The following is a 23,938-nucleotide window of genomic DNA, read 5'->3' as shown; positions in this document are numbered from 1 at the left end:
CGGCTGCTGCCGGTGGACGGGGTATCAACATATCTGGCGTTGACTTTTGGCACGCTGTTGAGTTCTCAAGGAACGGACGCTTCCTTTGTGCCTGTTTCACCAGGCTCTCCGGGCGCTTCCCTTCGGTGTTCCACCACTCTATCAGGCCTTTTCGCGCTTCCGGACCACCGTGTTTTCCGCAGACATGCAGAAACGAGGTCGAAATCTCGATCAGTTCTGAAAGAGTGCCGCCCGCTGTCCGCTCCGCGAAGTGATCGCGTTCTGTCGGACCGGGGCAGGTGTCAGACAGTACAGGGCTGCGTCGGGCGGGGCAAATCGATTCCCCGGGGGCGCTGCGACGGGGGTCCGGGACGCTGCTCCAGAGGTGGTGTCGCGCGTGCGGAACCCTCACTTCTTATGACTTACGCTCTGATCGGTGCGCCGTCCAGGACAGGTAGTGACGGCGGCCTGAAAGATCTCCACCCCTGGGAGGACTCCCATGACCACCGTGACGTCCCCGCTCGCTGGACGCGCCATCGGACTCGCGGCCGTGCCCGACCCGGTGTTCTCCGGCGCGATGGTGGGTCCCGGTACCGCCATCGACCCCGTGCGCGAGCCTTCCGAGGCCGTGTCGCCCGTTGACGGCGTCGTCGTCTCGCTGCACCCGCACGCGTTCGTCGTCGTCGACAGCGAGGGCCACGGCGTGCTCACGCATCTCGGTATCGACACCGTGCAGCTGAACGGCGAGGGCTTCGACCTGCTCGTCAACAAGGGTGACACCGTCACCCGCGGCCAGGCCGTCGTGCGCTGGAACCCGGCCGCCGTCGAAGAGGCCGGCAAGTCGCCGGTCTGCCCGGTCGTCGCGCTGGAGGCGACCGCCGACTCCCTCGGCGAGGTCGTCGAGGACGGCGACGTCAAGGCCGGCGAGCAGCTCTTCAGCTGGCAGTAGCCCCTGCTGCCGTCGTGACGGCACGTACGACAACCACCGCGGCGGCCGTGACCGCCGCACCAACCGGAGACGGGTGAGATGGAGACAACGCTGCGAGGCGTCGGCGTGAGCCACGGTGTGGCGATCGGCGAGGTGCGGCACATGGGCACGGCGGTCCTCGAACCGCCGGCCAAGCAGATTCCCGCCGAGGAAGCGGAGCGCGAACAGGGGCGTGCCCGCAAGGCCGTGGAAGCGGTGGCCGCCGACCTGATCGCGCGGGGCAACCTGGCGGGCGGCGAGGCCCAGGCCGTACTGGAAGCCCAGGCCATGATGGCTCAGGACCCCGAGCTGATGGCCGACGTCGAGCGGCGCATCGCCGTGGGCAGCACCGCCGAGCGCGGTGTGTACGACGCGTTCGCCGCCTACCGGGCGCTGCTGGCGGGTGCCGGCGAGTACCTGGCCGGGCGGGTCGCGGACCTCGACGACGTGCGGAACCGTATCGTCGCGCGGCTGCTCGGCGTGCCGATGCCGGGTGTGCCGGACAGCGACGAGCCGTACGTACTGATCGCGCGGGACCTGGCGCCGGCCGACACGGCGCTGCTCGACCCGACGCTGGTGCTCGGCTTCGTGACCGAGGAGGGCGGGCCGACCAGCCACAGCGCGATCCTCGCGCGGGCGCTGGGGGTGCCGGCCGTGGTCGCGCTGCCGGGCGCGGGTGAGCTGGTCGAGGGCACCGTCGTCGCCGTCGACGGCAGCACGGGCGAGATCTTCGTGGACCCGAGCGCCGAGAAGCGTACGGAGCTGGAGCAGGCCGCCGCGGCCCGCAGGGCCGCGCTGGCGGCCTCGACCGGCCCGGGTGCCACGTCGGACGGGCACAAGGTGCCGCTGCTCGCGAACGTCGGCGGTCCTTCGGACGTGCCGGCGGCCGTGGAGGCGGGCGCCGAGGGTGTCGGGCTGTTCCGTACCGAGTTCCTCTTCCTGGACGACAGCAAGCAGGCGCCGTCGCAGGAGAAGCAGGCCGAGGCGTACCGCAAGGTGCTGGAGGCCTTCCCCGAGGGCCGGGTCGTGGTGCGCGTCCTGGACGCGGGCGCCGACAAGCCGCTGGACTTCCTGACGCCGGGTGACGAGCCGAACCCGGCGCTGGGCGTGCGGGGTCTGCGGACGCTGCTGGACCACCCCGAGGTGCTCCGTACGCAGCTGGCCGCGCTGGCCCAGGCTGCCGAGGGGCTGCCGGTCTACCTTGAGGTCATGGCGCCGATGGTGGCCGACCGGACCGACGCCAAGGCGTTCGCGGACGCGTGCCGCGAGGCCGGGCTTCAGGCCAAGTTCGGCGCGATGGTGGAGATTCCGTCCGCCGCGCTGCGCGCCCGGTCGATCCTGCAAGAGGTCGAGTTCCTCTCGCTGGGCACCAACGACCTGGCGCAGTACACCTTCGCCGCCGACCGTCAGGTCGGTGCGGTCTCACGGCTCCAGGACCCGTGGCAGCCGGCGCTGCTCGACCTGGTGGCGCTGTCGGCCGAGTCGGCGAAGGCCGAGGGCAAGAGCTGTGGTGTCTGTGGCGAGGCGGCCTCCGATCCGCTGCTGGCATGTGTGCTGACGGGTCTGGGCGTGACGAGCCTGTCCATGGGCGCGGCGTCGATTCCCTACGTGCGCGCGACGCTGGCGAAGCACACCCTGGCCCAGTGCGAGCGGGCCGCCTCCGCGGCGCGGGCCGCGGACACCGCCGAGGACGCGCGCGCCGCCGCGCAGGCGGTGCTCTCCGGGGAGTGATCCCCGGGGCGTGCTCCCCGGCGGGACCGGCCCGGCAGTGACGTGCCGGACCTCCGGTCCACGCCGGGCAGGCAGAACGATGCTGGTACGGACGGCCGTCCCGCCCTTGCGGCGGGGCGGCCGTCCGGCGTTTGCGGCGGGGTGTGCGGCCGCCGTGTCAGTGGTGGCTGTGGTCGTGTCCGTCGGTCGGTGGTGGGTCGGGGAGGGTGAGGCCCGCGTGGTAGTCGACGCCGGGCTCGGGCGGGACGGGTTCGCCGGTGTCGGCGTCCGTGCAGTAGGCCGTGAAGACCTCGGCGGCGCTGAGCGGGTGCAGCCAGGCGTCGCGCAGGACCCAGCCGCGGACCGTGTCGCGCCCGGCGGTCTCGTCCGTACGGCACACGATGCCGCCGGGGCTGCGCAGGGCGACGCCGGCGGCGAGGACCGTGCAGAAGACGAGCGTCGCGGCTTCGGACAGCTCCAGCCGCCCGTCGTCGCGGGAGTCGGCGTGCAGCACGGCGAGCAGCGGGGCGCCGCTCGCGGGGACGCTGCACACCAGGTGGTGGGTGCCGTCGCCGAGAGTGTCCAGCAGGGTGGTGAGCGCGCGGGAGGCGCGGGCGAAGGCGGCCCGCGCCAGGTCCTCGCCGCAGTCCGCGCAGGCTCCCGTGCGGGCGAGGAGCGCCGTGGCGCGGTCCCAGGTCGCCTGGCGTTCCGCTTCGTCGACGAGGACGGGCAGCAGCCGGGACAGGGATTCGCCGGTGTACGGCAGGGTGGCGCCGGTGCAGGCCAGTTCGGCGGTGTAGCGGGAGCGGCTGTCGGGGCGGTCGGGGTCCAGGTCCGCGTCCGTGCAGAAGGTCTCGTACGCGACGGGGTCGAAGAGGGCGACGGTGGTGTGGATGCCTTGGGCGGTCAGCGAGCGCAGCAGGGTCTCCATCTGCTGGAGGTAGGCGGTGTGGTCGTCGAACGGGAAGGTGCGGTAGCGGCGCATGGCCGCGAAGTCCTGGGCGTCCGCCAAGACGGCGGCGGTGCTCGGGATCTCGCGGCGCAGCATGCGGCGGGCGGCGGGGCCGCTCGAAGCAGTAGGTGCGGTGCGTCGGGACGGTGTGGTCATGACTCCCCCTCGGTCGGTGTGTGCTGCTCGCTCGGCGAGCCTCACTTGTGACTGAGAGTAATCGGAGGGTCTGACAACGGCCGCCCGCGACGCCTGCCCCCGCTACCGTCCGCGCTCGGTCGCGGCGCCCTCGGCCGCGGCACGCTCGGCGGCGATCCGCTCGTAGAACCGCAGGAGTTCGAGGTTGTCGACGGAGCCGGGGTTGACGGCCTCCTCCAGCGGGGTGCCCTGGAGGAGGCGTTTGACGGGGACCTCGATCCGCTTGCCCGTGAGGGTGTGCGGGACGCCGGGGGCCTCGATGATCTCGTCGGGGACGTGCCGCGGGGAGCACTGCGCGCGGATGGTTCGCTTGACGCGGTCGCGCAGGGCGTCGTCGAGCGTGGCGCCGGGCGCGAGGTGGACGAAGAGCGGCATCCAGTAGCCGCCGTCGGGCAGTTCGAGGCCGATGACGAGGGATTCGCGGATCTCGGGGAGGCGTTCGACGGCCTCGTAGATGTCCGCCGAGCCCATCCGTACGCCCTGGCGGTTGAGGGTGGAGTCGGAGCGGCCGTGGATGACGACGGTGCCGCGCGCGGTGCGGGTGATCCAGTCGCCGTGCCGCCAGACGCCGGGGTAGGTGTCGAAGTAGCTCTCGTGGTAGCGGGTGCCCTCGGGGTCGTTCCAGAAGTGGATGGGCATGGACGGCATGGGGTTGGTGACGACGAGTTCGCCGACCTCGTCGGTCAGCGGCTTGCCGTGCGGGTCCCAGGCCTGGAGGTCGGTGCCCAGGCAGGGGGCCTGGAGTTCGCCGATGTGGACGGGCAGGGTGGGCGCCGCCCCCGCGAAGCAGCTGCAGACGTCCGTACCGCCGCTGACGGAGGCGATCCACAGGTCGGCCGCCACCTCGTCGTGCAGCCAGCGGAACCCGTCGGGCGGCAGCGGGGAGCCGGTGGTCGAGACGCACTTGACGGTGGTCAGGTCGAAGTCGCGGCCGGGGTGCACGCCGGCCTTGCGGCAGGCCATCACGTAGGCGGCGGAGGTGCCGAAGAGGGTGGTGCCGGTGCGTTCGGCGATCCGCCACTGGGCGGCGGTGTCAGGGTGCCCCGGGCTGCCGTCGTAGAGCACGATCGTGGAGCCCGCGAGGAGGCCGGCGACGAGGAAGTTCCACATCATCCAGCCGGTGGAGGTGTACCAGAAGAAGCGGTCGTCGGGCCCGAGGTCGCAGTGCAGGCCGGTCTGCTTGAGGTGTTCGAGGAGGATGCCGCCCTGGGACTGGACGATGGCCTTGGGCAGGCCGGTCGTGCCGGAGGAGTACAGGACCCACAGGGGGTGGTCGAAGGGAACCTGCTCGAAGACCGGTTCGGTGGCGGTGGAGGTCAGGTCGGACCACTCCAGGGCGCCTTCGGGGGCGGGGGTTCCCAGGAGGGGGATGTGGACGACGGCGCGGAGGGTGGGCAGTTCGCGGCGGAGTTCGGCGACGGTCTCGCGGCGGTCGTGTTCCTTGCCGCCGTAGCGGTAGCCGTCGACCGTGAACAGGACGACGGGCTCGACCTGCTGGAAGCGGTCCAGGACGCTGCGGGCGCCGAAGTCGGGGGCGCAGGAGGTCCAGACGGCGCCGACGGCGGCGGTGGCCAGGAGGGCGACGACGGCCTGCGGGACGTTGGGGAGGTAGCCGCTGACCCGGTCGCCGGGGCGGACTCCGAGGCGGCGCAGTTCGGCGGCCAGGGAGCCGACCTGGGCGCGCAGCTCGGCCCAGGTGACGGGAGCGGGGTCGTGGGTCTCGTCCACGTGCAGCAGGGCGGGCGCGTCGGCGCGGGCGGGGTCCTCGGCGGCGCGCAGCGCGTGCTCCGCGTAGTTGAGGGTGGCGCCGGGGAACCAGCGGGCGCCGGGCATCGCGGGGTCGGCGAGGACGGTCTCGTACGGCGTGCTGAAGCGGACGTCGAACCAGGCGGCGACGGCCTGCCAGAAGCGGGACAGATCGGTCACGGACCAGTGGTGCAGCGCGGCGTAGTCCGCCACCGGGTCGCCGGCGGCGCGGGCGGGGGCTCCGTGGTGGGCGGCGGCCCAGTCGTGGAACCGGGTCAGCTGGGCGCCGGCGATGCGGTCCGGGCCGGGCTGCCACAGGGGTTCCGGCTGCGGGACGGACTGCGGTGCGGTGGTCATGATCGGCTCCCGGCTGTACGCGGCGTTGCGTGGACGCGGTGTGGGCGTGCGGTACGCGGTGTGCGTGGTCCCCGTACGGCTCAGGGGGGTCGCCCCGGCGCAGCGCGGGGGCGCGTGCGTGTGACACGGCTGGGCAGGACGATGCCACGTGATCGACTTGTGCGCCAGGGCCGACCTCACATTCGGGGCGGGCGGGGCCGGGGGCGGGCTCGTACGTGTGAGCGGGGGCGGGCTCTCTCCCGTGAACGGGCGGGGACTCGTTCCCGTGGAGAGGAGCGGGCACGTACCGGTGGACGGGCGCGGGAGCGTACCCGGGCGCGGGAGCGGTCTCCGGTGCGGCCGGTGGCCGGATCCGGCTGCGCGGCCGTCACCGGTGTGCCGTGTGTGAGGTCCTGGTTCATCCCAGGTGAACGGGGGCTGAACGGCGCCCCCGTCACGGGCCGTCGATGGCAGGCTGAGCAGCATGGACGGGCGTGATCAAGAGCGGTCGGAGCGGTGGCCGCGCCGGGACGGGACGGCCGGCGCGGTCCGGGCCGTCAGGGCACTGGGATCGGTACGGGGGCTGCGGACGTGGCGGTCGGCGTGGCGGCGGCGCCGTGCGGACGCGCTGGGGCTGCCGCGGAACGGCCGGGAGCGGGCGCGGGTGCCGGGGACGGCGGTGCGCGCGGAGCCGCAGCCGGGGGGCGGCGTGGTGTATTTCGCGCGTTCGTCGCTGCGGGTGCGGGTGGCGTCGGGCGGCGCGGTCTTCTGCGGCTGGGACGACGCGGCGCCGGAGCCGTCGTACGCGCTGGCCGGGGCGTGTCCGGAGCCGGACGCGCGGGCGGTGCTGGAGCCCGGTACGGAGGGCGGCTGGCGGGTGGTGTCGGAGCGGGTGACGGTGACGGTCTCGCGGCACGGCACGGTGGAGGTGCGGACGCCGGGCGGGGTGGTGCTGCGGCGGGAGCTGCCGCCGCGGTGGTGGGACCGCGCTCCCGGTATCGAGGACGACGGTGAGTCTGGGGGCGGGACGGCTGCGGGCGGTACGGCTGGGGGTAGTACGTCTGAGGACGGTGCCTCTAGGGGCGAAGGCGGCGCGTCCGAAGACCGGGCCAGCGTGGCCGGTGAGCGGTCCGGGGAGTCGCGCTGGGTGCAGCGCTCCGAGGTCGCCGCAGACGCCCGGTTCTTCGGGCTGGGCGGCCGGTCGGCGGGACCGCGCCTGCGGGCAGGCACGTACCGGCTGTGGAACACCGACCCGGGCGGCGCGTTCGTGCCCGGCGACGACCCGCTCTCCGTGACGATGCCGGTGCAGCTCGTGGTGGCGGACGCCGGTACGCACCTGGTCTTCCACGACAACTCCTGGGACGGCACGGTGACGCTGCGCGAAGGGGCGGAGGGCGCGGGCTCCGGGCACGACCGGCCAGGCTGTTCGGAACTGCGGATGGACGGCGGCCCGTTGCGCTACTGGGTCCTGGCCGGCACTCCCGCGCGCGTCCTGCTCGGCTGGACGGCGCTGACGGGACCGCCCGCGCTGCCGCCCCGCTGGGCGCTGGGCCCGCAGCACGCCCGGTGGGGTTTCGGCAGTCAGGCGGAGGTGCGGCGGGTCGTCTCCGGCTACCGGGAACGGGGGCTGCCGCTGTCCGCCGTGCATCTGGACATCGACCACTACGACGGCCATCGGGTCTTCACCGTCGACCGTACGGCCTTCCCCGATCTGCCCGGCCTCGCACGGGAGTTGCGCGAGGAGGGGGTGCGGCTGGTGTCGATCGTCGATCCGGGGGTGAAGGCCGAGCCGGGCAACGCGGTGTACGAGGGCGGGGCGGCGGCGGACGCGTACGTACGGGACGCGCGCGGCCGGGAAGTACGCGGAGTGGTGTGGCCGGGCGAGGCGGTGTTCCCGGACTTCACGGACGCGCGGGTGCGCAAGTGGTGGGGCGAGCTGTACGCGGAGCGGCTGGCCCAGGGGTTCTCCGGGGTGTGGCACGACATGAACGAGCCGGTGTCGTTCGCGGCGTTCGGCGATCCTTCGCTGCCGCGTTCGGCGCGGCACGCGCTGGAGGGCCGGGGCGGTGACCACCGGGAGGCGCACAACGTGTACGGGCTGGCGATGGCGCGCGCCGGGTACGACGGGCTGCTGGAACTGCGTCCCGACGAGCGTCCCTTCCTGTTCTCGCGCTCGGGCTGGGCGGGGATGCAGCGGTACGGCGGCACCTGGTCGGGGGACGTGGCAACCGGGTGGCCGGGCCTGCGGGCCTCGTTGTCGCTGGTGCTGGGAATGGGGCTGTGCGGGGTGCCGTACAGCGGGCCGGACGTCGGCGGGTTCTCCGGGGTGCCGTCGCCGGAGCTGTATCTGCGGTGGTTCCAGACGGCCGCGTACCTGCCGCTGTTCCGTACGCATTCGGCGAAGTACGCGGGCCGGCGGGAGCCGTGGGAGTACGGGCCCGAGGTGCTGGAGCACGCGCGGGCGGCGCTGCTGGAGCGTGCGCGGCTGCTGCCGTACTTCGTGACGCTCGCGCATCTGGCGCGGCTCTCCGGGGCGCCGTACGTCCGTCCCGTCTGGTGGAACACCCCCCGCGACCGGAAGCTGCGCGACTGCGAGGACGCCTTCCTGCTGGGGGACGCGCTGCTGGTGGCGCCCGTCCTGGGGCCCGGAGTGACGCGGCGGGCGGTGCGGCTGCCGCGCGGGCGCTGGTACGACACGGCGGACGGGCAGGCGTACGACGGGCCGGGGCAGGTACTGCTGGACGCGCCGCTGTCCCGTGTCCCGGTGCTGGCGCGGGCCGGTTCGGTGCTGCCGGTGGCGGGCGCGGACGGTACGACGGAGCTGGAGGTGTGGGCCCCGGAGGTGGGCCGTGAGGGTGGCGGCCTGGTCGTGCCGGACGCCGGTGACGGCTGGCGGCGGCCGGCGGTCGAGCGCTTCGGGACGCGGCTGGAGGACGGAGAGGTGGTCGTCGAGCGCCAGGGCGGGGGCGAGGTCGGGTACCGGGTGCGGGTGCGCGGGGTGACGGGCGGCGGTGGGTAGGCGGCCGGCGGCGCCGGATGCCTTCCGTGCGGCGCGGTGCCGGTGGTAGACGAGTGCCATGCCGAGACTCGCTGCCGCGCTGCGCGGCCTCGCCGTGGCCGCCACCGCCCTCGCCCTGACCACCGCGGCCGTGCCGCCAGGAGGGGCCGCGGAGCCGCGGCCGTCCGAAGGCACCGCCAGAGGTACTACGGCGACCATGCCCGCGCCCGCGCCCAAGGAATTCGTCGCACTGCGCGACGTGGACCCGACGATCCGCCAGGAGATGCGGTACTTCACGCCGCACAACTTCATGGGCGTACCGGTCACCGGCTACCGGCAGCCCCTGTGCATCCTGACCCGGGACGCGGCGCGGGCACTGCACCGGGCCCAGCTCTCCTTCCTGCGGCGCGGCTACACGCTCAAGGTGTATGACTGCTACCGGCCGCAGCGCGCCGTGAACCACTTCGTGAACTGGGCCGAGGACCTGGGCGACCAGCGGATGAAGGGCGAGTTCTATCCGCGGATCGACAAGTCGACCCTCTTCCGTGACGGCTACATCGCCGAGAAGTCGGGGCACAGCCGGGGCAGCACCGTCGATCTGACGCTGGTACGGCTGCCGGGCCCGCCCACCCGGCCGTACGTCCCCGGGGAGCCGCTGACGCGGTGCTACGCGCCCAAGAAGGAACGCTTCCCCGACAACTCGCTCGACATGGGGACCGGCTTCGACTGCTTCGACACGCTCGCGCACACCCTCGACCCGCGGATCCAGGGCCGGCAGCGGGCGAACCGGCTGCTGTTGAAGCAGGGGCTGGAGCGCGCCGGGTTCCGCAACTACGACAAGGAGTGGTGGCATTACACCTTCACGCCGGAGACGTTCCCCGACACGTACTTCGACTTCCCGGTGACGCGACGGTCACTGAACGGCGGTCACTGAGCGACGACCGTTCGGTGACCGCCCCTGAGCGGCGCAGGGGCGAAGGCGCGGATCACCAGTCTCCGGTCAGCAGCAGCGGCCGGCCGGAGACGGCGTGCTCGGTGTTGAGCCACTCGTTGAGGTCACCGGTCGCGTCGTCCCTGGCGACGAGGTCGGCGACACCGTCACCGGAGAAATCGCCGGCGGTGGTCTGCGTACGGCTCCAGTCGCTCAGCTGGTCCCTGACCGGGCCGAAGAGCCCGTTCCCCGTACCGGGCCACAGACGCAGGACGTTCCCCTCCTTCCCGACGAGGTCCGCCTTCCCGTCCCCCGTGAAATCGCCGGCCACCACCTGGGTGACGTGCCAGCCACTGGTGACCGTCTTCCGTTGCGCGAAGGTGCCGTCTCCTCGGCCGGGCCACAGCAGCAGGTCCCCGTTGTCCATACGGGCGACGAGGTCCACCTTGCCGTCGCCGGTGAAATCGGCCGCCGCGGTCTGGGTGAAGTACCAGCCCCCGGTGACCCGCACCGGATCCGCGAACGTGCCGTCACCCTTCCCCGCCCAGAGTTTCAGCACGTTCTCGGTGTCCATCCCGATGAGGTCCGCCTTCCCGTCCCCCGTGAAGTCGCCGGCCACCGTCTGTGTGACGTCCCAGCCACGGAGGGCTCTCACCGGACGCGCGAAGGTGCCGTCCCCCCGGCCGGGCCGGTCGGCGTCCGGGTTGCCGGGCCACAGCATGAGGTCCCCGCCGTCCTTACGGGCGACGAGGTCCACGATGCCGTCACCGGTGAAATCGGCCGCCACGGTCTGGGTGAACCGCGGAGCGGGGCGGGTCGGCGGTGCGGGCATGACGGCGTTCGCGAGGGCCTGGTTGCCGTTGTCGTTCAGGTGCAGCCGGTCGTCACCGCGGTCGTAGTACCCGGGGAAGAGGCGGGTGGGATCCCGCGGGTCCCGGGACACCCGGTCGAAGTCGACACGGCCGTCGAGGTCCGGGCTGGTCCGGATGTACTGGTTGACCTCTTGCCGGGTCTGTTCCTTGGCGGGGGTGTACGCGCCGTACCCCGCGAAGGGCGGGATGGTGGCCGCGGTGAAGGTGAGGCCGGCGGCGTGGGCGCGGGCGGCGAGGTGCCGGATCGCCTCGATGAGGGAGGCGCTGTCGGCGCCGTCCAGCGCGATGTCGTTGATGCCCTCGTAGAGGATGACGGACCGGACGCCGGGCTGTTCGAGGACGTCACGGGTGAAACGGTTCAGGCCGCTCCGTCCGTAGGCGGCGCGGGTTCCGGTCGAGTCGGTGAGCAGCCGGTTGCCCGATATGCCGGCGTTGACGACTCCGGTGTGCCGTCCCGACGCCTGCAAGGCCCGGCCGTACCGGTCGGACCAGCGGCGGTTGGTGTCCGGGGTGGTGTGCCCGCCGTCGGTCTGCGAGTCGCCGAAGGCGACGACGGTCCCGTCGCCGCCGGACGCCGTCACGTCCACCCCGTCGAGGTAGGCCCACTGCGTGAAGCGGGCCGGGAAACGGCCGCCCGCCGCCTCCCCCGCCCGGTCGGCGCCGTCGCCCGGGGCCGAGGCGTAGGAAGTGGTCAGCGTGTAGTCGTGGTACGGCGCTTCGGCCACGGGCTCGGGCAGGTGGACGCTGATCAGCAGGTCCTCGTCCGCCTTGACCGGGAAGGCCGCCTGGTCGCTGCGTACCTTCTCCCCCGCCCCGATGACGGTCTGCCGGCTGCCGCCGAACGTCAGGGTGACCGGCGTCCCGGCGGCGTCGGCTCCCGCGGACCGGCGGGCGATGGTGGCGTGCCCGATGAGGACGGGTGTCGCGGCGAAGGTGTTGGCGAGCTGGATGCGGACGGTGTCGCCGCCGGTGCTGGTGTGCACGACCATGCGCAGCGTCTGGCGGCCGGTCACCCCGGACTTGGCCGCGGGGGCCGCCGTGCCCAGTGCCGTCCCCCAGGTCCTGGTCCAGCCCGCGTCCGCTCCGGCCTCCCGGCCGTCAGCGGGCCGCGCCCACGTGGTGTGGCTCAGCGTGGCGACCATCGCGCTGGAGGTGAGCGCCACGGCTGCCGTACGCGTGGCTCTGCGGAGCAGCCGCGCCGTTCGTGTCATGGGAGTTCTTCCTGTCCGTCGTGTCGTGCACGGGGGTCGCGTACGGGGTGGGCGACAGCCGGGTCAGGCGCGCCGACGGCGTCGTCACGTGCGATGAGTCGGGCCCGGCCCGTACCGAGACCGCGTCGTCGGGCATCTCCGGGCGGATGCGGTGCCGTTCGCCTGCCCTGCGAGCTTCCGGTGATCTTCGGCCGGAGGAATATAACAACGGAAGCAGTACATGCCAGACGGTAAAGGCCCAGGGAGCCCGGTAACAGGACCATAGGGACATCCGGCACTCCATAGGCGCGCAGCTCGGTATGTCCTGACGGGCGCGGGGCGGTGGGGAGGCAGGCGGCGTCGGGTGCCCGCTGGAGTCGCGGCCCGCGGGCGGGTGGTTCCGTCCGGCCGGACGCGAGGATTTCGGCAAGTCGGCCGGTGGGCAGCCCTGTCCGGTCCAGGGGCGGGTGCGGTACGGGGCGCTCGGCGCGCGCCGGGCGAGGATGCGGCAGGGCCGGGGCTCGGAACCACCCCCGTGGATCCCGCGCCCCGGCCCTGCCTTGCCCCGGGCCGTCCCGCCTCGGCCCTGCCTTGGTGGACGCCGTACGGGGGAATCCGGTTCAGCCGGCACCACGGAGAGCCGCATGATCCTTTCCGGTCGGCGGCGGCGGCCGTGCCGTGCAGGGTTCCGCCGGGTGCTCGTCGCGTGCCAGACTCCTGACGGCCCATCAGAACACGGGTGTGACACGCCCGTTGTCCGTTCCGGGAGTGGTCGTGGCACGTACGCGTAAGCCGGTGGTACCGGGTTGGTTCACGGAGACCGAGGCCGGGACCGGTACCGAGGCCGGGACCGGTACCGAGGCCGGGGACGGTACCGAGGCCGGGGACGGTACCGAGGCCGGGGACGGTACCGAGGCCGGGGACGGGCCGGGCCCGGCGGACTTCCGGCTCCTGGGCACCCGGTGCGGTGCCTGCGGCGCCGTGTTCTTCCCGCGCGAGGACTTCTTCTGCCGCGCCCCCGGCTGCGACGGGACCGACCTGACGGAGGTGCCGCTCTCCCGGCGCGGCACGGTCTGGTCGTACACGGACGGCCGCTACCGGCCGCCGCCGCCCTACGTCTCGGACCCCGAGGTGCCGTGGCAGCCGCGCGCCCTGGTCGCGGTGGAGCTGGCGGCGGAGCGGATGGTGGTGCTGGGGCAGGCCCCGCCGGACGTGTCCGTGGCCGCCCTGCGGGTCGGCATGGAGGTCGAGCTGGTCCCCGGGGTGCTCGGCGAGGACACGGAGACCGTGTGGACGACGTGGTGGTGGCGGCCGGTGGAGACGGACGGGGCGGGCGAGACGGACAGAACGGATGGGACGGACGGGGCCGGCAGGCCGAACGGGACGACGGGAGGCGGCCGTGACCTGTGACATCGCCGTGCTCGGGGCGGGGATGCACGCCTGGGGCAAGTGGGGCCGTGGCTTCGCCGAGTACGGGACGGTGGCGGCGCGGGCGGCGCTGGCCGATGCGGGGCTGGAATGGGCCGACGTGCAGTCGGTGGTCGGTGCGGCCACCGTGCGCGGCGGCTATCCGGGGTACGTGGCGGGCGCGACGTTCGCGCGGGCGCTGGGCTGGCAGGGCGCGCGGGTGACGAGCGTCTACGCGGCCTGTGCCTCCGGGGCGCAGGCCGTCGCCACCGCGCGGGCGCAGATCCTCGCGGGTCTGGCGGACGTGGTGCTGGTGGTGGGTGCGGACGCGGCCCCGAAAGGTTTCTTCGCCCCGGCGGGCGGCGACCGGCCCGACGATCCGGACTGGCTGCGCTTCCGGCTGCTGGGCGCGACCAACCCCGCCTATTTCGGACTGTACGCCCGGCGCCGGGCGGCCCTCTACGGAGACACGGCCGACGACTTCGCACAGGTCAAGGTGAAGAACGCGGCGGCGGGCGCGCTCAACCCGTACGCGCGGTACCGCAAGCCGGTGACGGCGGCGGAGGTCGCCGCGTCGCCCGTGGTCGCCGACCCGCTGCGGCTGCTGGACATCTGCGCCACGTCGGACGGTGCCGCGGCGCTGGTCCTGAGCGGCCTGGACTACGCACGGCGGCGGGGCGTGCCGCACCCCGTCCGCATCCGGGCCGTCTCCACCGCGACGCCCCGGTACCCCCGTACGGAGCTGGACCTGCCGGACATCGCGACCGACTCGGCGGCGTCCGTCCCGGACGTCCCGGGGCCGCCGGCCGCCTTCCGGCCGTCCCTCGCCGAAGCCGCTTACGAGGAGGCGGGGCTCGGGCCGGACGACCTGTCGCTGGCGGAGGTGTACGACCTGTCCACCGCGCTGGAGCTCCAGTGGTACGAGGATCTCGGCCTGTGTGCCGAGGGCGGGGGCGCGAAGCTGCTGCGCGACGGGGCGACGGCGCTCGGCGGACGGCTGCCGGTGAACCCCAGCGGCGGTCTGGCGTCGTTCGGGGAGGCGGTGCCCGCACAGGCGATCGCGCAGGTCTGCGAGCTGACCTGGCAGCTGCGCGGACGGGCCGGGGCGCGGCAGGTGCCGGACGCACGGGCCGGGATCGCGGCGAACCAGGGGCTGTTCGGGCACGGTTCGGCGGTGGTCGCGGTGCGATGACGCTCCGAGGGGGCGCCGGGAAGCGCGGGGAGCCGCAGCCGACGACGCGGCTGCGAGGACGCCCGTTCGAGTGCGCCGGAAGGATGCGTGAACAGTGCGTGAATCACGCACCGTTCGCGTTCCCGGTGGGCATTCTGCTGCCGTGCCTGCCTGGACGGACCAGCTCCGATTCGCCTTCCAGCCCGTCGTCAACCTGTCGACCGGTTCGGTCGCCGCCCTGGAGATCCTCGCCCGCCCCGAACGCGGCGACGTGCTGACGGCGGCGCGCCGCGCCGCCGACCTGGACGCCGAGCTGGCCGGGCTCGCCGTACGGTCCGCCGCACGGCAGGAGACCCTGCTGCCACTGCACGTCAACGTGTTCGCGACGACCCTCGCCGAGCTGCCGTGTCTGACGGCGCTGCGCAAGGCCGTGCACGAGGTGGGCCGCCGGCCGTGGGAGATCACCGTCGATGTCGGCGGGCCGTTCACGCACGTGCCGCGGCGGGCGCTGCTGGAGGCGGTGGCGGGGCTGCGGCAGGACGGGTACCGGATCTGTGCGGACGGGGTCGGCGACGGGGACCTGCCGCTGCGGCTGCTCGGTGATCTCGCCCCCGACCTGGTGAAGCTGGACGCCTCGCTCTGCGCGGAGCTGGACGGCGACCGGGGCGGGCGGGCCGCCGTGGCCGCGATGCGGCAGTTGTGCGAGGTGCTGGGCAGTGTGCTGGCGGTGGAGGGGGTGGAGACGGAGCGGCAGTACGCGGCGGTGCGTGCGGCGGGCGCGCAGCTCGCGCAGGGGTTCCTGTTCGCGCCGCCCGCCCGGCGACCGGCGGCCGATGTGTACCTGCCGGAGCTGCGCGCCGGGTACGGGCCGGTGGCCAGCGGTTATGCCGGGGGCGGCGCGTCCGGGGCGCCCCTGCCGCCGGCTGGGCCGCCGGTGACGCAGTTCCTGCAGCCCGCCGCGCTGCTGCCGATGTCCGCCTCGGCGGGCGCGGTACGCAGTCATCTGACGGGTTTCCCCGGGGTCTCGGGGGTGCTGCTGGTGGACCCCGACGGCGTACCCGTACGGGCCATCGACCGGGACCGCTTCCTGCTGTCGCTGTCCGGCCGTTACGGGCACGCGCTGTACGCCGACCGTCCGGCGCTGCGGCTGGCCGACCGGCCGCGGACGGTCGGCGCCGACGCCACCGCCTGGGAGGTGCTGGACGTGGCGGCGGACGGCGACCGTGACCGGACCGGTGACGACGTGGCGGTGGTGGACGAGCAGGGCCGCTGCATGGGCGTGGTGCAGCTGGCCGACATCCTGCGGGCGCTGGCGGAGAGCCGGGTGGAGGAGGCGGCGCGGCTCAACCCGCTGACCCGGCTGCCGGGTTCGGACGCGGTGAACGCGGAGGTGGACCGGCGGATCGCGGGTGGCCGGGCGTTCGCGCTGAGCTGGCTGGACGTGGACCGGTTCAAGCAGGTCAACGACGGGGCCGGGTTCGCGGCGGGGGACGCGCTGATCCGGGCCGTGGGGCAGGCGCTGGCCCGGACGGCGGCGGAGCTGCCGTCGGCGCGGGTGGGGCACATCGGCGGGGACGACTTCCTGGTGCTGGCCGCGCCGGACGATCTGGAGCCGTTCGCGGCGGCCGTGCTGGACGTGCCGTGGTCGGCGGGCGGGCTGCCGGTGACGCTGTCGCTGGCGACGGTGGTGTGCGCGCCGGGCAGCGTGACGGGGCACGCGCAGGCCGCCGCGGCCCTGGCGCCGCTGAAGAAGGCGGCGAAGTCCTTGGCCGGGGTGAGCAGTTGGGTGCTGGGGCGGCCCGGCACCCCGGGGCACGAGGTGCGCCGGGGCCGCCGGCGCGGGGACGGGACGCCGCCCCACCCGGTCCCTTGACGCCCCGTCACCTGCGGTGAACACTGCCGGGTGTCCGTCGGCACCGCCACAGCCGGGTGACCCGGCCGCGTGGCAGCGGTACGCGCTGCCCGACTCCCCAGGGGCGGTTCCGGCGCACCGGCACGCTCGACGCGGACGCCGCGCGGGGCGCGGCGGCCGAGCGCCCGCCGCCCTCCCGTGGCCCGGGAAGTACGCACCCTGCACGGAGGACCGGGGCCACGGCCCCGGGCCAGGGACAAGGAGCCGCCATGTATGCCAACGGGGACATCTTCGTCGGTGAGGTCATCGGTACCGCCCTTCTGATCCTCTTCGGTGCCGGCGTGTGCGCCGCCGTCACCCTGCACCGCTCCAAGGCGAAGGCCGCGGGCTGGGTCGCCATCGCCTTCGGCTGGGGTCTCGGCGTGCTCGCCGGGGCCTACACCGCGGCGCCGCTGTCCGGCGGGCACCTGAATCCGGCGGTGACGCTGGGGTCGGCGGTCGCGGACGGTACGCCGTGGTCGAAGGTGCCGCTGTACGTCGCCGCCCAGCTGGTGGGGGCGGTGCTCGGCGCCGTACTGGCCTGGGCGCTGTACTACGCGCAGTTCGCGGCCAACCGGGAGGCGGACACGGCGCAGCCGACGCTGGGGATCTTCGCCACCGCCCCCGAGGTCCGCAGCCCGGCCGCCAACCTCGTGACCGAGATCATCGCGACCGTGGCGCTGGTGCTGCCGCTGCTGTTCTTCGGCAAGAACGAGGGCATCGGGATCGGGCGGGTGCCCGGTGCGGACGCCGGTGTCTACGGATCCGGGATCAACGTCCTGCTCGTCGCCCTGCTGGTCGTCGGCATCGGCCTCTCGCTCGGCGGGCCCACCGGCTACGCCATCAACCCGGCCCGTGACCTGGGGCCGCGGATCGCCCACGCACTGCTTCCCATCCCCAACAAGGGCACCTCGGACTGGTCCTACGCCTGGATTCCGGTGGCCGGCCCGCTGATCGGCGCGGTGCTCTCCGGCCTGGTGTTCACCGCGGTCTTCTGACCGTCCGCGCACGGCACGGCACCCGGCCCGACCCGCTACGAGGAATCAGGAGACGTCATGACGGACGGCAGCACGGAGCGGTACGTCGCCGCGATCGACCAGGGCACCACCTCCAGCCGCTGCATCATCTTCAACCAGGACGGCGCGACCGTCGCCGTGGACCAGCGCGAACACCGGCAGATCTTCCCCAAGCCCGGCTGGGTGGAGCACGACGCCGAGGAGATCTGGGCCAAGGTGCAGGCGGTGGTGGCGGGCGCGCTCGCCAAGGCGGGGCTGCGCGCCGACCAGCTCGCCGCGCTGGGCATCACCAACCAGCGCGAGACCACGGTGCTGTGGGACCGCTCCACGGGCAAGCCGGTGCACAACGCGGTCGTCTGGCAGGACACCCGTACGGCGCAGCTCTGCCACGAGCTGGGCGGCGCGGACGGCCAGGACCGCTTCCGTGAGGCCACCGGGCTGCCGCTGGCCAGTTACTTCTCCGGGCCGAAGGTGGCCTGGCTGCTGGACAACGTGCCGGGGCTGCGGGCGCGGGCGGAGGGCGGCGAGATCGCCTTCGGTACGGTCGACTCCTGGCTGATCTGGAAGCTGACCGGCGGGACGGACGGCGGGGTGCACGTCACGGACGTCACCAATGCCGGGCGCACGATGCTGATGAATCTGCACACGCTCCAGTGGGACACCTCGGTGCTGTCCGCGATGCGGGTGCCGGAGGCGGTGCTGCCGGAGATCCGGTCCTCGGCGGAGGTGTACGGGACGGCGGTGGGCCAGTTGCGGGGGGTGCCGGTGGCGGCGGCGCTGGGCGACCAGCAGGCGGCGGTGTTCGGACAGACCTGCTACCGGGTCGGCGAGGCCAAGAACACGTACGGCACGGGCTCGTTCCTGCTGCTGAACACCGGGCAGCGGCCGGTGCCCTCCAGGAGCGGGCTGCTGACGACGCTGGGCTACCAGCTCGGCGGTGAGGCGCCGGTCTACTGCCTGGAGGGCTCGATCGCGATCACCGGTGCGCTGGTGCAGTGGTTCCGGGACCAGCTGGGCATCATCGACTCGGCCGACGAGATCGAGGACCTGGCGGCGCGGGTGCCGGACAACGGCGGTGCGTACATCGTCCCGGCCTTCTCCGGGCTGTTCGCGCCGTACTGGCGGTCGGACGCGCGCGGTGTCATCACGGGTCTGACGGGTTACGTCACCAAGGCGCACCTGGCGCGCGCGGTACTGGAGGCCACCAGCTGGCAGACGCGCGAGGTGGTGGACGCCATGTACCAGGACTCCGGGGTGCAGCTCACCGCGCTGAAGGTGGACGGCGGCATGACCGTCAACAATCTGCTGATGCAGCACCAGGCGGACGTGCTGGGGGTGCCGGTGATCCGGCCGGTGGTCTCGGAGACGACGTGCCTGGGCGCGGCGTACGCGGCCGGGCTGGCGACCGGGGTGTGGCAGGACCTGGACGAGCTGGCGGCGCACTGGAAGCGGGACACCGAGTGGACGCCGCGGATGGACGGGGCGACGCGGGAGCGTGAGTACGGCAACTGGCGCCGGGCGGTGGAGCGGAGCTTCGGGTGGCACGAGGCGGGTGCGGGGGGCGCGTAGCGGTCCTCTTCCAGCCGAACCGGCTCGCCGTTCCACCGGAAGGGGCTCGGCGAAATATCGCGGATGCTGTGCACGAACTGCTCGTCGGCCCGGAGCGGGCCGATGAGGCAGGCGCGCGGTGCCCCGGAGGCCATCACCAGGGGGTGCGATGAGCGCGGATTCCATCACCGCGACATGTGCTGTCGTCATTGCTGTGGCGTCGCTGATCGTGACCGTCTACCAGAAGCATGCGACGCGCCGGCACAACCGCCACTCGGTACACCCGATGCTCCGACTGCGCCACAGTTAGGCCTTCAGCAGGCGCGCGCCGCACAGCCACGCAGGCGCACGGGCCGTACCCAGGGCGGTGGGGTACGGCCCGTCCTCGCGTGCGGCGGCTCCGTTACGGAAGCGCCGGCTCGCGCCGCCGGGCGCTGACGTGCATCGCGTGTTCCACGACGGCGATCAGTACGTCCTTGGCGGAGTCCTTCTCGCGGGCGTCGCAGAGCATCACGGGTACCTCGGGGTCCAGGTCCAGTGCGTCGCGAACCGTTTCCGCGGGGTAGCGTTCGGCGCCGTCGAAGCAGTTGACGGCCACCATGAACGGGATGCCGCGGCGCTCGAAGTAGTCGATGGCGGCGAAGGAGTCCTCCAGGCGGCGGGTGTCCGCCAGTACGACCGAGCCGAGCGCGCCGCGGGCCAGCTCGTCCCACAGGAACCAGAAGCGGTCCTGGCCGGGCGTGCCGAAGAGGTAGAGCACCAGGTCCTCGCGGAGCGTGATGCGCCCGAAGTCCATGGCGACGGTGGTGGTCTTCTTGCCCTCCACCCCGGCGAGGTCGTCGACCGGCCGGCCCGCCTCGGTCAGCCGTTCCTCGGTGCGCAGCGGCTTGATCTCGCTGACCGCGCCCACCAGGGTCGTCTTGCCCACCCCGAAGCCGCCCGCCACCAGGATCTTGAGGGTGACGGGGTCGGGGGCGTCCTGTTTGCGGCGTCGTTCAGAGCGCCCGAAGACCATGGCCGTCTTCTCCCGGTTCGCCGCTGGTGCTGTTCTCTCGCATGCCTCGGTCCTCGCAGTTCGTGGGGGTGCGGCCCGGCGGGGGCGGTGTGCCGGCGGGGTGCCACCGCCGTGCGGCCCCGCGGGCGGTCACAGCGCCCGGAGCCCGTCGATCACCTCGCGGAGGATCTGCTCGTCGGGCAGTTCCGCCGGGGGCACGGGCCGGCTCACATGGACCAGCTCCGCGTCCAGCAGGTCGCCGATCAGGACCCGTACGACGCCGAGCGGCAGGTCCAGTTCGGCGGCCAGTTCCGCGACGGACAGCGGCGCGTCGCGGCACAGGCCGACGATGTCCACGTGCTCCGGCGACAGGGTCTGGTCGTCGAGCGGTTCGCCGTGCCGGTCCTCGGCGATCACCAGGGCGATCAGGTCGAGTCGCGGTTCGGCCTCGGTGCTGGTCCGGCCGCGGGTCATCGCGTAGGGGCGCACCACGGGGCCCGCCTCGTCGTCGTACCACCTGGCGTGCCCCTGCCCGGGCCCGGTCGGGCCGTCTGTGGTCATGGCGTCACCGTGCCGTCATCCTCCGGTCAGCCGCCGGCGGGCTGCCCGGCCCTGGGCGCGGTGCCCAGGTGGGCGCCCACCCGCTTGACGAGCAGCGTCATCTCGTACGCGACCAGCCCCACGTCGGAGTCGGCGTCGGCGAGGACGGCCAGGCAACTGCCGTCGCCCGCGGCGCTGACAAAGAGGAAAGCTTCCTCCAGTTCCACCAGGGTCTGCCGGACCCGGCCCGCCTCGAAGTGCCGGCCGACGCCCTTGGCCAGACTGTGGAAGCCGGAGGCGACCGCCGCGAGGTGCTCGCTGTCCTCCCGTGTGAGGTCGGCGGACGAGCCGATGGCGAGTCCGTCGCTGGAGAGGATGAGCGCCTTGCGGATGCTGCCCACCCGGTCGACCAGCTCGTCGAGGAGCCAGCTCAGCTCGCCCGACCCCTGCGGGCCCTTCGACTCGGCACTGGCCGCTGCTGCCTTCGGTGCGGTCATCGACCGTCCCCTCCCGATGTGGTTCCTGGTGCTGTGTCCGGGCTGCCGTCCCGCCCGTCGTCCTCGCCGTTGTCCCGGCGGCCGCGCTGCCAGCCGCGCTGGAGCGAGGCCATCCGGGCGCGGACCTCCTCGGCGTCGCGGTCGTCCGCGGCACCGGCGGGTGCGCCGCCCGGCTCGTCCTGTGCGGCGGGCTCCGCCTTGAGCTGAGGGGCGAGGCTGGCCTGCCGTACGCGGCGGGGCAGCCCTCCTGCCGTCGTGGCGGGCCGGCCGGACGGGGCGGGGCCCGTGTCCGTCGTCGTACCGGTGTCCATGTCCGCATCCGTGTCGCCGTCGGTTTCCGCGTCGGAGCGTACGTCGGCGCGGGCCGCTCCGTCGACCGGCCGGCCGTGGTCGGAGACCAGCACGGGCGGCCGGTGACGGCGCGGCAGCGGTGCGGGCCCGTCGCCGGCCGGTGCCTGGTCGCGGGTCTGCTGGTGCTGTTCGGGGGTGCCGACGGGCCGTACGGGGGCGACGGGCGGCGCGCTGCCGTCGCGGCGGGTCCGTGCGCGGTGCAGGGTGCCCGGCTCCCGCTCGGCGCCGCGTGCGGAATCGCGCGGGGCGCCGCGGCCGCGGAAGAGGCTTCCCTCGTCGTCCGTTTCCGTCCGTTGTGCGAGTTCCGCGCGGGTCAGCGGGGGTTCCAGTTCGACCGGTCCGTCGATCACGTCCGGAGTGCGGTCCCGCTGCTCGGGCAGCGGCACGGGCACCTGGGACAGGGCGGCCAGCTTGCCGCCGGGCGCCTCCAGCTCCCCGGTGCGTGCCCCGTCGATCCGCCGGCCGCCGGTGTCGTCCTCGCGGCCGGTGTCCTCGGTGAGGAGCGCGGCGGGCAGGAAGACGACGGCGGTGGTGCCGCCGTACGGGGAGGGCTGGAGCGAGACGCGGACGCCCTGGCGCTGGGCGAGGCGGCTGACCACGAACAGGCCGAGCCGGTCGGTGTCGGACAGCTCGAACTCGGGGGTCTCGGCGAGCCGCAGGTTGGCGTCGAGGAGGACGTCGGGGGCCATGCCCAGTCCCCGGTCGTGGATCTCCAGGGTGAAGCCGTTGGAGACCCGCTCGCCGACCACCTGGACCGCGGTGTGCGGCGGCGAGAAGACGGTGGCGTTCTCCAGGAGTTCGGCGATCAGGTGGGTGAGGTCGGAGACCGCCGGGCCCTGGACGGCCAGCCGCGGCAGCCGGCGCACCTCGATGCGCTCGTAGTCCTCGACCTCGGCGACCGCGGCGCGCACCACGTCCATCAGCTGGATGGGCTTGCGCCACTGCCGGGAGGGGGCCGCGCCGGAGAGGATCACCAGGCCCTCGGCGTGCCGGCGCATACGGGTGGTGAGGTGGTCCAGGCGGAAGAGGTCGGCGAGTTCGTCGGCGTTCTCGGTACGCCGTTCCATCGCGTCCAGGAGGGTCAGCTGACGGTGCAGCAGGACCTGGCTGCGACGGGCGAGGTTGACGAAGACCTCGGAGACGCCGCGGCGCATGTCGGCCTGTTTGACGGCGGCCTCGACGGCGGCCCGCTGGAGGGTGTTCAGCGCCTGGCCGACCTGCTCGGTCTCGCTCTGGCCGAAGTCCAGGCGGGGCGCCTCGGTCTCCACGTCGACCTGCTCGCCCGCGGCCAGCCGCCGCATGACGCTGGGCAGCCGGACACCGGAGACCTCGTGGGCGTCCTTGCGCAGCCGGATCAGGTCCCGGACGTGCTTGCTGCCGATGCGGACGGAGACGATGACCGAGACCAGCAGGGCGACGAAGCCGAGGACGCCCGCGACGCCGGCCTTGAGGAGGACGGCCATGGCGACCGGCTCGACGCGTTCCTTGTAGCGGTCGCCGGCCTCCCGGCCCATCCGCTGGAGGTCGCCGAGGACCTTGCCGGCGGTGGCGTTCCAGCGTTCGGCGTTGACGGCGCGGGGGGCGGCGGAGGCGCCGCCGTCGATGACGCGGTCCTCGAAGGAGGTCAGTTCGCGGGTGGGCGCGGAGCGCCAGTAGTCGGTGAAGAGGGCGCGGTCGTCGCCGGGCAGGACGGGCAGGCTGGTCGCGTACAGGACGCGGCGCTCGGCGACGCGGTCGGCGAAGCCGCGCAGGTCGTGCTTGGTCATGGTGCCGGAGACGAGCGCCGCCGACATCAGCGCGTCCTCGCGGGAGAGGGCCTCGCGGGCGCGGGTGACGTTGACCAGGGCGCGGCCCTGCTTGTCCATCTCGACGTTCTCCAGCGCGTGCAGCGCCGCGAGGAACTCGTAGTTCGGGTCGACGAGGTCGTTGTACGCCTCGAAGGCCGCGTCGCGGGAGATGGTGTTGTCCTCGACCTGGGTGCGCAGCGAGGTCAGCCGGCCGAGGCCCTTGAGGATGTCGTCCATGCGTTCGCCGGCGACGCCGTTGAGGTCGTCGCGCACGGCGGAGTCGGCGGCGTTGTCGCGCAGCTTGTTGACGATCTTGTCAGTCTCGCGGGTGCGGTCGCGCAGTTCGGCCAGCGAGTCGGCGCCGCGCCGGTCGGCCAGGAAGAGCAGGCTCTGCCGCCGTTCCTGCTGGAGCGCCTGGACGGCGTCCTCGGCGGGGTAGCCGAGTTTGGCGACGACGTTGCCGACGCCGAGCAGCTGGTTGGCCTCGCGTCCGGTGATGTACGTGGCGAACGCCCACATGGCCGTGAGGGACACCAGTGGCACCAGCAGCAGCGCTGCGATCTTCCGAGTGATCGTCTTCCCTCGAAAGCGCATGGCCTCCCCTACGTCGACCCCGGCGCACGGGGATGGTGTTCCGTCAACAAACGGCGCGAGCCTACTACTGACGAGGGACCTGACCGAAGCCCCGCCTGGGCACCGGATCCGCAGGTCAGGGGCGGATCGTCCGCAGTTGTCGGCTGATTACCGGACAACCCGCCCACACATGTGGCCTCGAACACCTCTGCCGCACCCGCCCGTACGCCGGGGCGGTCGGCCGAAAATCACCTCGGCCGGGAACCGGCCGCCGGTCCCGTTCGTGA

Annotated in this window: 15 protein-coding genes and 1 pseudogene; 9 read left to right on the top strand and 7 right to left on the bottom strand. The window is 73.5% G+C overall.

The window, feature by feature from the left end:
• Positions 1 to 478 precede the first annotated feature (478 nt).
• A complete protein-coding gene (locus tag JXZ78_RS13425) occupies positions 479 to 928 on the top strand; it encodes a PTS sugar transporter subunit IIA (RefSeq protein WP_030018096.1) in 450 nt (149 codons plus the stop codon).
• A gap of 78 nt (positions 929 to 1,006) precedes the next feature.
• On the top strand, positions 1,007 to 2,677 hold the full coding sequence (gene ptsP, locus JXZ78_RS13420) for a phosphoenolpyruvate--protein phosphotransferase (RefSeq protein ID WP_030018097.1): 1,671 nt from the start codon (positions 1,007 to 1,009) through the stop codon (positions 2,675 to 2,677).
• Between the two features lie 157 nt (positions 2,678 to 2,834).
• On the opposite strand, the gene JXZ78_RS13415 is transcribed toward ptsP, so the two are convergent.
• Together JXZ78_RS13415 and JXZ78_RS13410 are read right to left on the bottom strand one after the other, a co-directional pair.
• Entirely contained in the window at positions 2,835 to 3,764 is a 930-nt protein-coding gene (locus JXZ78_RS13415; protein WP_030018098.1) for a DUF8829 domain-containing protein, read from the bottom strand.
• 102 nt (positions 3,765 to 3,866) lie between these two features.
• Positions 3,867 to 5,906 (bottom strand): acetoacetate--CoA ligase, encoded by a 2,040-nt coding sequence (locus tag JXZ78_RS13410; protein WP_030018099.1) that lies wholly within the window; start codon positions 5,904 to 5,906, stop codon positions 3,867 to 3,869.
• A 463-nt stretch (positions 5,907 to 6,369) separates the two neighbouring features.
• On the opposite strand from JXZ78_RS13410, the gene JXZ78_RS13405 reads away from it, so the two are divergent.
• Both JXZ78_RS13405 and JXZ78_RS13400 read left to right on the top strand, forming a co-directional pair.
• Positions 6,370 to 8,904, top strand: a complete 2,535-nt coding sequence (locus JXZ78_RS13405; RefSeq protein ID WP_033037131.1) for a glycoside hydrolase family 31 protein — start codon at positions 6,370 to 6,372, stop codon at positions 8,902 to 8,904.
• Positions 8,905 to 8,962: 58 nt separating this feature from the next.
• A complete protein-coding gene (locus JXZ78_RS13400; protein ID WP_030018101.1) occupies positions 8,963 to 9,817 on the top strand; it encodes a M15 family metallopeptidase in 855 nt (284 codons plus the stop codon).
• A 52-nt stretch (positions 9,818 to 9,869) separates the two neighbouring features.
• Here the strand turns inward: JXZ78_RS13400 and JXZ78_RS13395 are convergent, their stop codons facing one another.
• A complete protein-coding gene (locus JXZ78_RS13395) occupies positions 9,870 to 11,897 on the bottom strand; it encodes an FG-GAP-like repeat-containing protein (protein ID WP_050502082.1) in 2,028 nt (675 codons plus the stop codon).
• Positions 11,898 to 12,794: 897 nt separating this feature from the next.
• On the opposite strand from JXZ78_RS13395, the pseudogene JXZ78_RS13390 reads away from it, so the two are divergent.
• The 5 genes and pseudogenes from JXZ78_RS13390 to glpK all read left to right on the top strand — a co-directional run.
• A pseudogene (locus JXZ78_RS13390) lies at positions 12,795 to 13,193 on the top strand (Zn-ribbon domain-containing OB-fold protein); the annotation flags it as partial.
• An 82-nt stretch (positions 13,194 to 13,275) separates the two neighbouring features.
• Positions 13,276 to 14,475: a lipid-transfer protein gene (locus JXZ78_RS13385; protein ID WP_030018104.1), complete on the top strand. Its 1,200-nt coding sequence runs from the start codon at positions 13,276 to 13,278 to the stop codon at positions 14,473 to 14,475.
• A 142-nt stretch (positions 14,476 to 14,617) separates the two neighbouring features.
• Positions 14,618 to 16,327 (top strand): GGDEF domain-containing protein, encoded by a 1,710-nt coding sequence (locus tag JXZ78_RS13380; protein WP_033037132.1) that lies wholly within the window; start codon positions 14,618 to 14,620, stop codon positions 16,325 to 16,327.
• Positions 16,328 to 16,575: 248 nt separating this feature from the next.
• The gene (locus tag JXZ78_RS13375) at positions 16,576 to 17,343 is read left to right on the top strand and encodes an MIP/aquaporin family protein (protein ID WP_030018106.1); all 768 of its coding nucleotides are present in this window, start codon (positions 16,576 to 16,578) and stop codon (positions 17,341 to 17,343) included.
• A 57-nt stretch (positions 17,344 to 17,400) separates the two neighbouring features.
• Positions 17,401 to 18,930 carry a glycerol kinase GlpK gene (gene glpK, locus JXZ78_RS13370; RefSeq protein WP_030018107.1) on the top strand — a complete coding sequence of 510 codons (1,530 nt, stop codon included), beginning with the start codon at positions 17,401 to 17,403 and terminating at the stop codon, positions 18,928 to 18,930.
• A gap of 382 nt (positions 18,931 to 19,312) precedes the next feature.
• Here glpK and JXZ78_RS13365 read toward each other — a convergent pair whose 3' ends face one another.
• The 4 genes from JXZ78_RS13365 to JXZ78_RS13350 all read right to left on the bottom strand — a co-directional run bounded on the left by JXZ78_RS13365 (position 19,313) and on the right by JXZ78_RS13350 (position 23,672).
• Complete coding sequence (locus tag JXZ78_RS13365) at positions 19,313 to 19,924, bottom strand: GTP-binding protein (protein WP_030018108.1); 612 nt, start codon at positions 19,922 to 19,924, stop codon at positions 19,313 to 19,315.
• A 129-nt stretch (positions 19,925 to 20,053) separates the two neighbouring features.
• A complete protein-coding gene (locus JXZ78_RS13360; RefSeq protein ID WP_030018109.1) occupies positions 20,054 to 20,464 on the bottom strand; it encodes a DUF742 domain-containing protein in 411 nt (136 codons plus the stop codon).
• A 26-nt stretch (positions 20,465 to 20,490) separates the two neighbouring features.
• Positions 20,491 to 20,940: a roadblock/LC7 domain-containing protein gene (locus JXZ78_RS13355; protein WP_238783083.1), complete on the bottom strand. Its 450-nt coding sequence runs from the start codon at positions 20,938 to 20,940 to the stop codon at positions 20,491 to 20,493.
• Positions 20,937 to 23,672 (bottom strand): sensor histidine kinase, encoded by a 2,736-nt coding sequence (locus JXZ78_RS13350; protein WP_030018112.1) that lies wholly within the window; start codon positions 23,670 to 23,672, stop codon positions 20,937 to 20,939. Before JXZ78_RS13350 ends, JXZ78_RS13355 begins: the two co-directional genes overlap by 4 nt.
• Positions 23,673 to 23,938 lie beyond the last annotated feature (266 nt).

This window comes from Streptomyces monomycini (assembly GCF_022271435.1).
Taxonomy (GTDB): domain Bacteria; phylum Actinomycetota; class Actinomycetes; order Streptomycetales; family Streptomycetaceae; genus Streptomyces; species Streptomyces monomycini.
The sequence above is the reverse complement of the archived record's forward strand: the minus strand, read 5'-3'. Positions and strand labels throughout refer to the sequence as shown.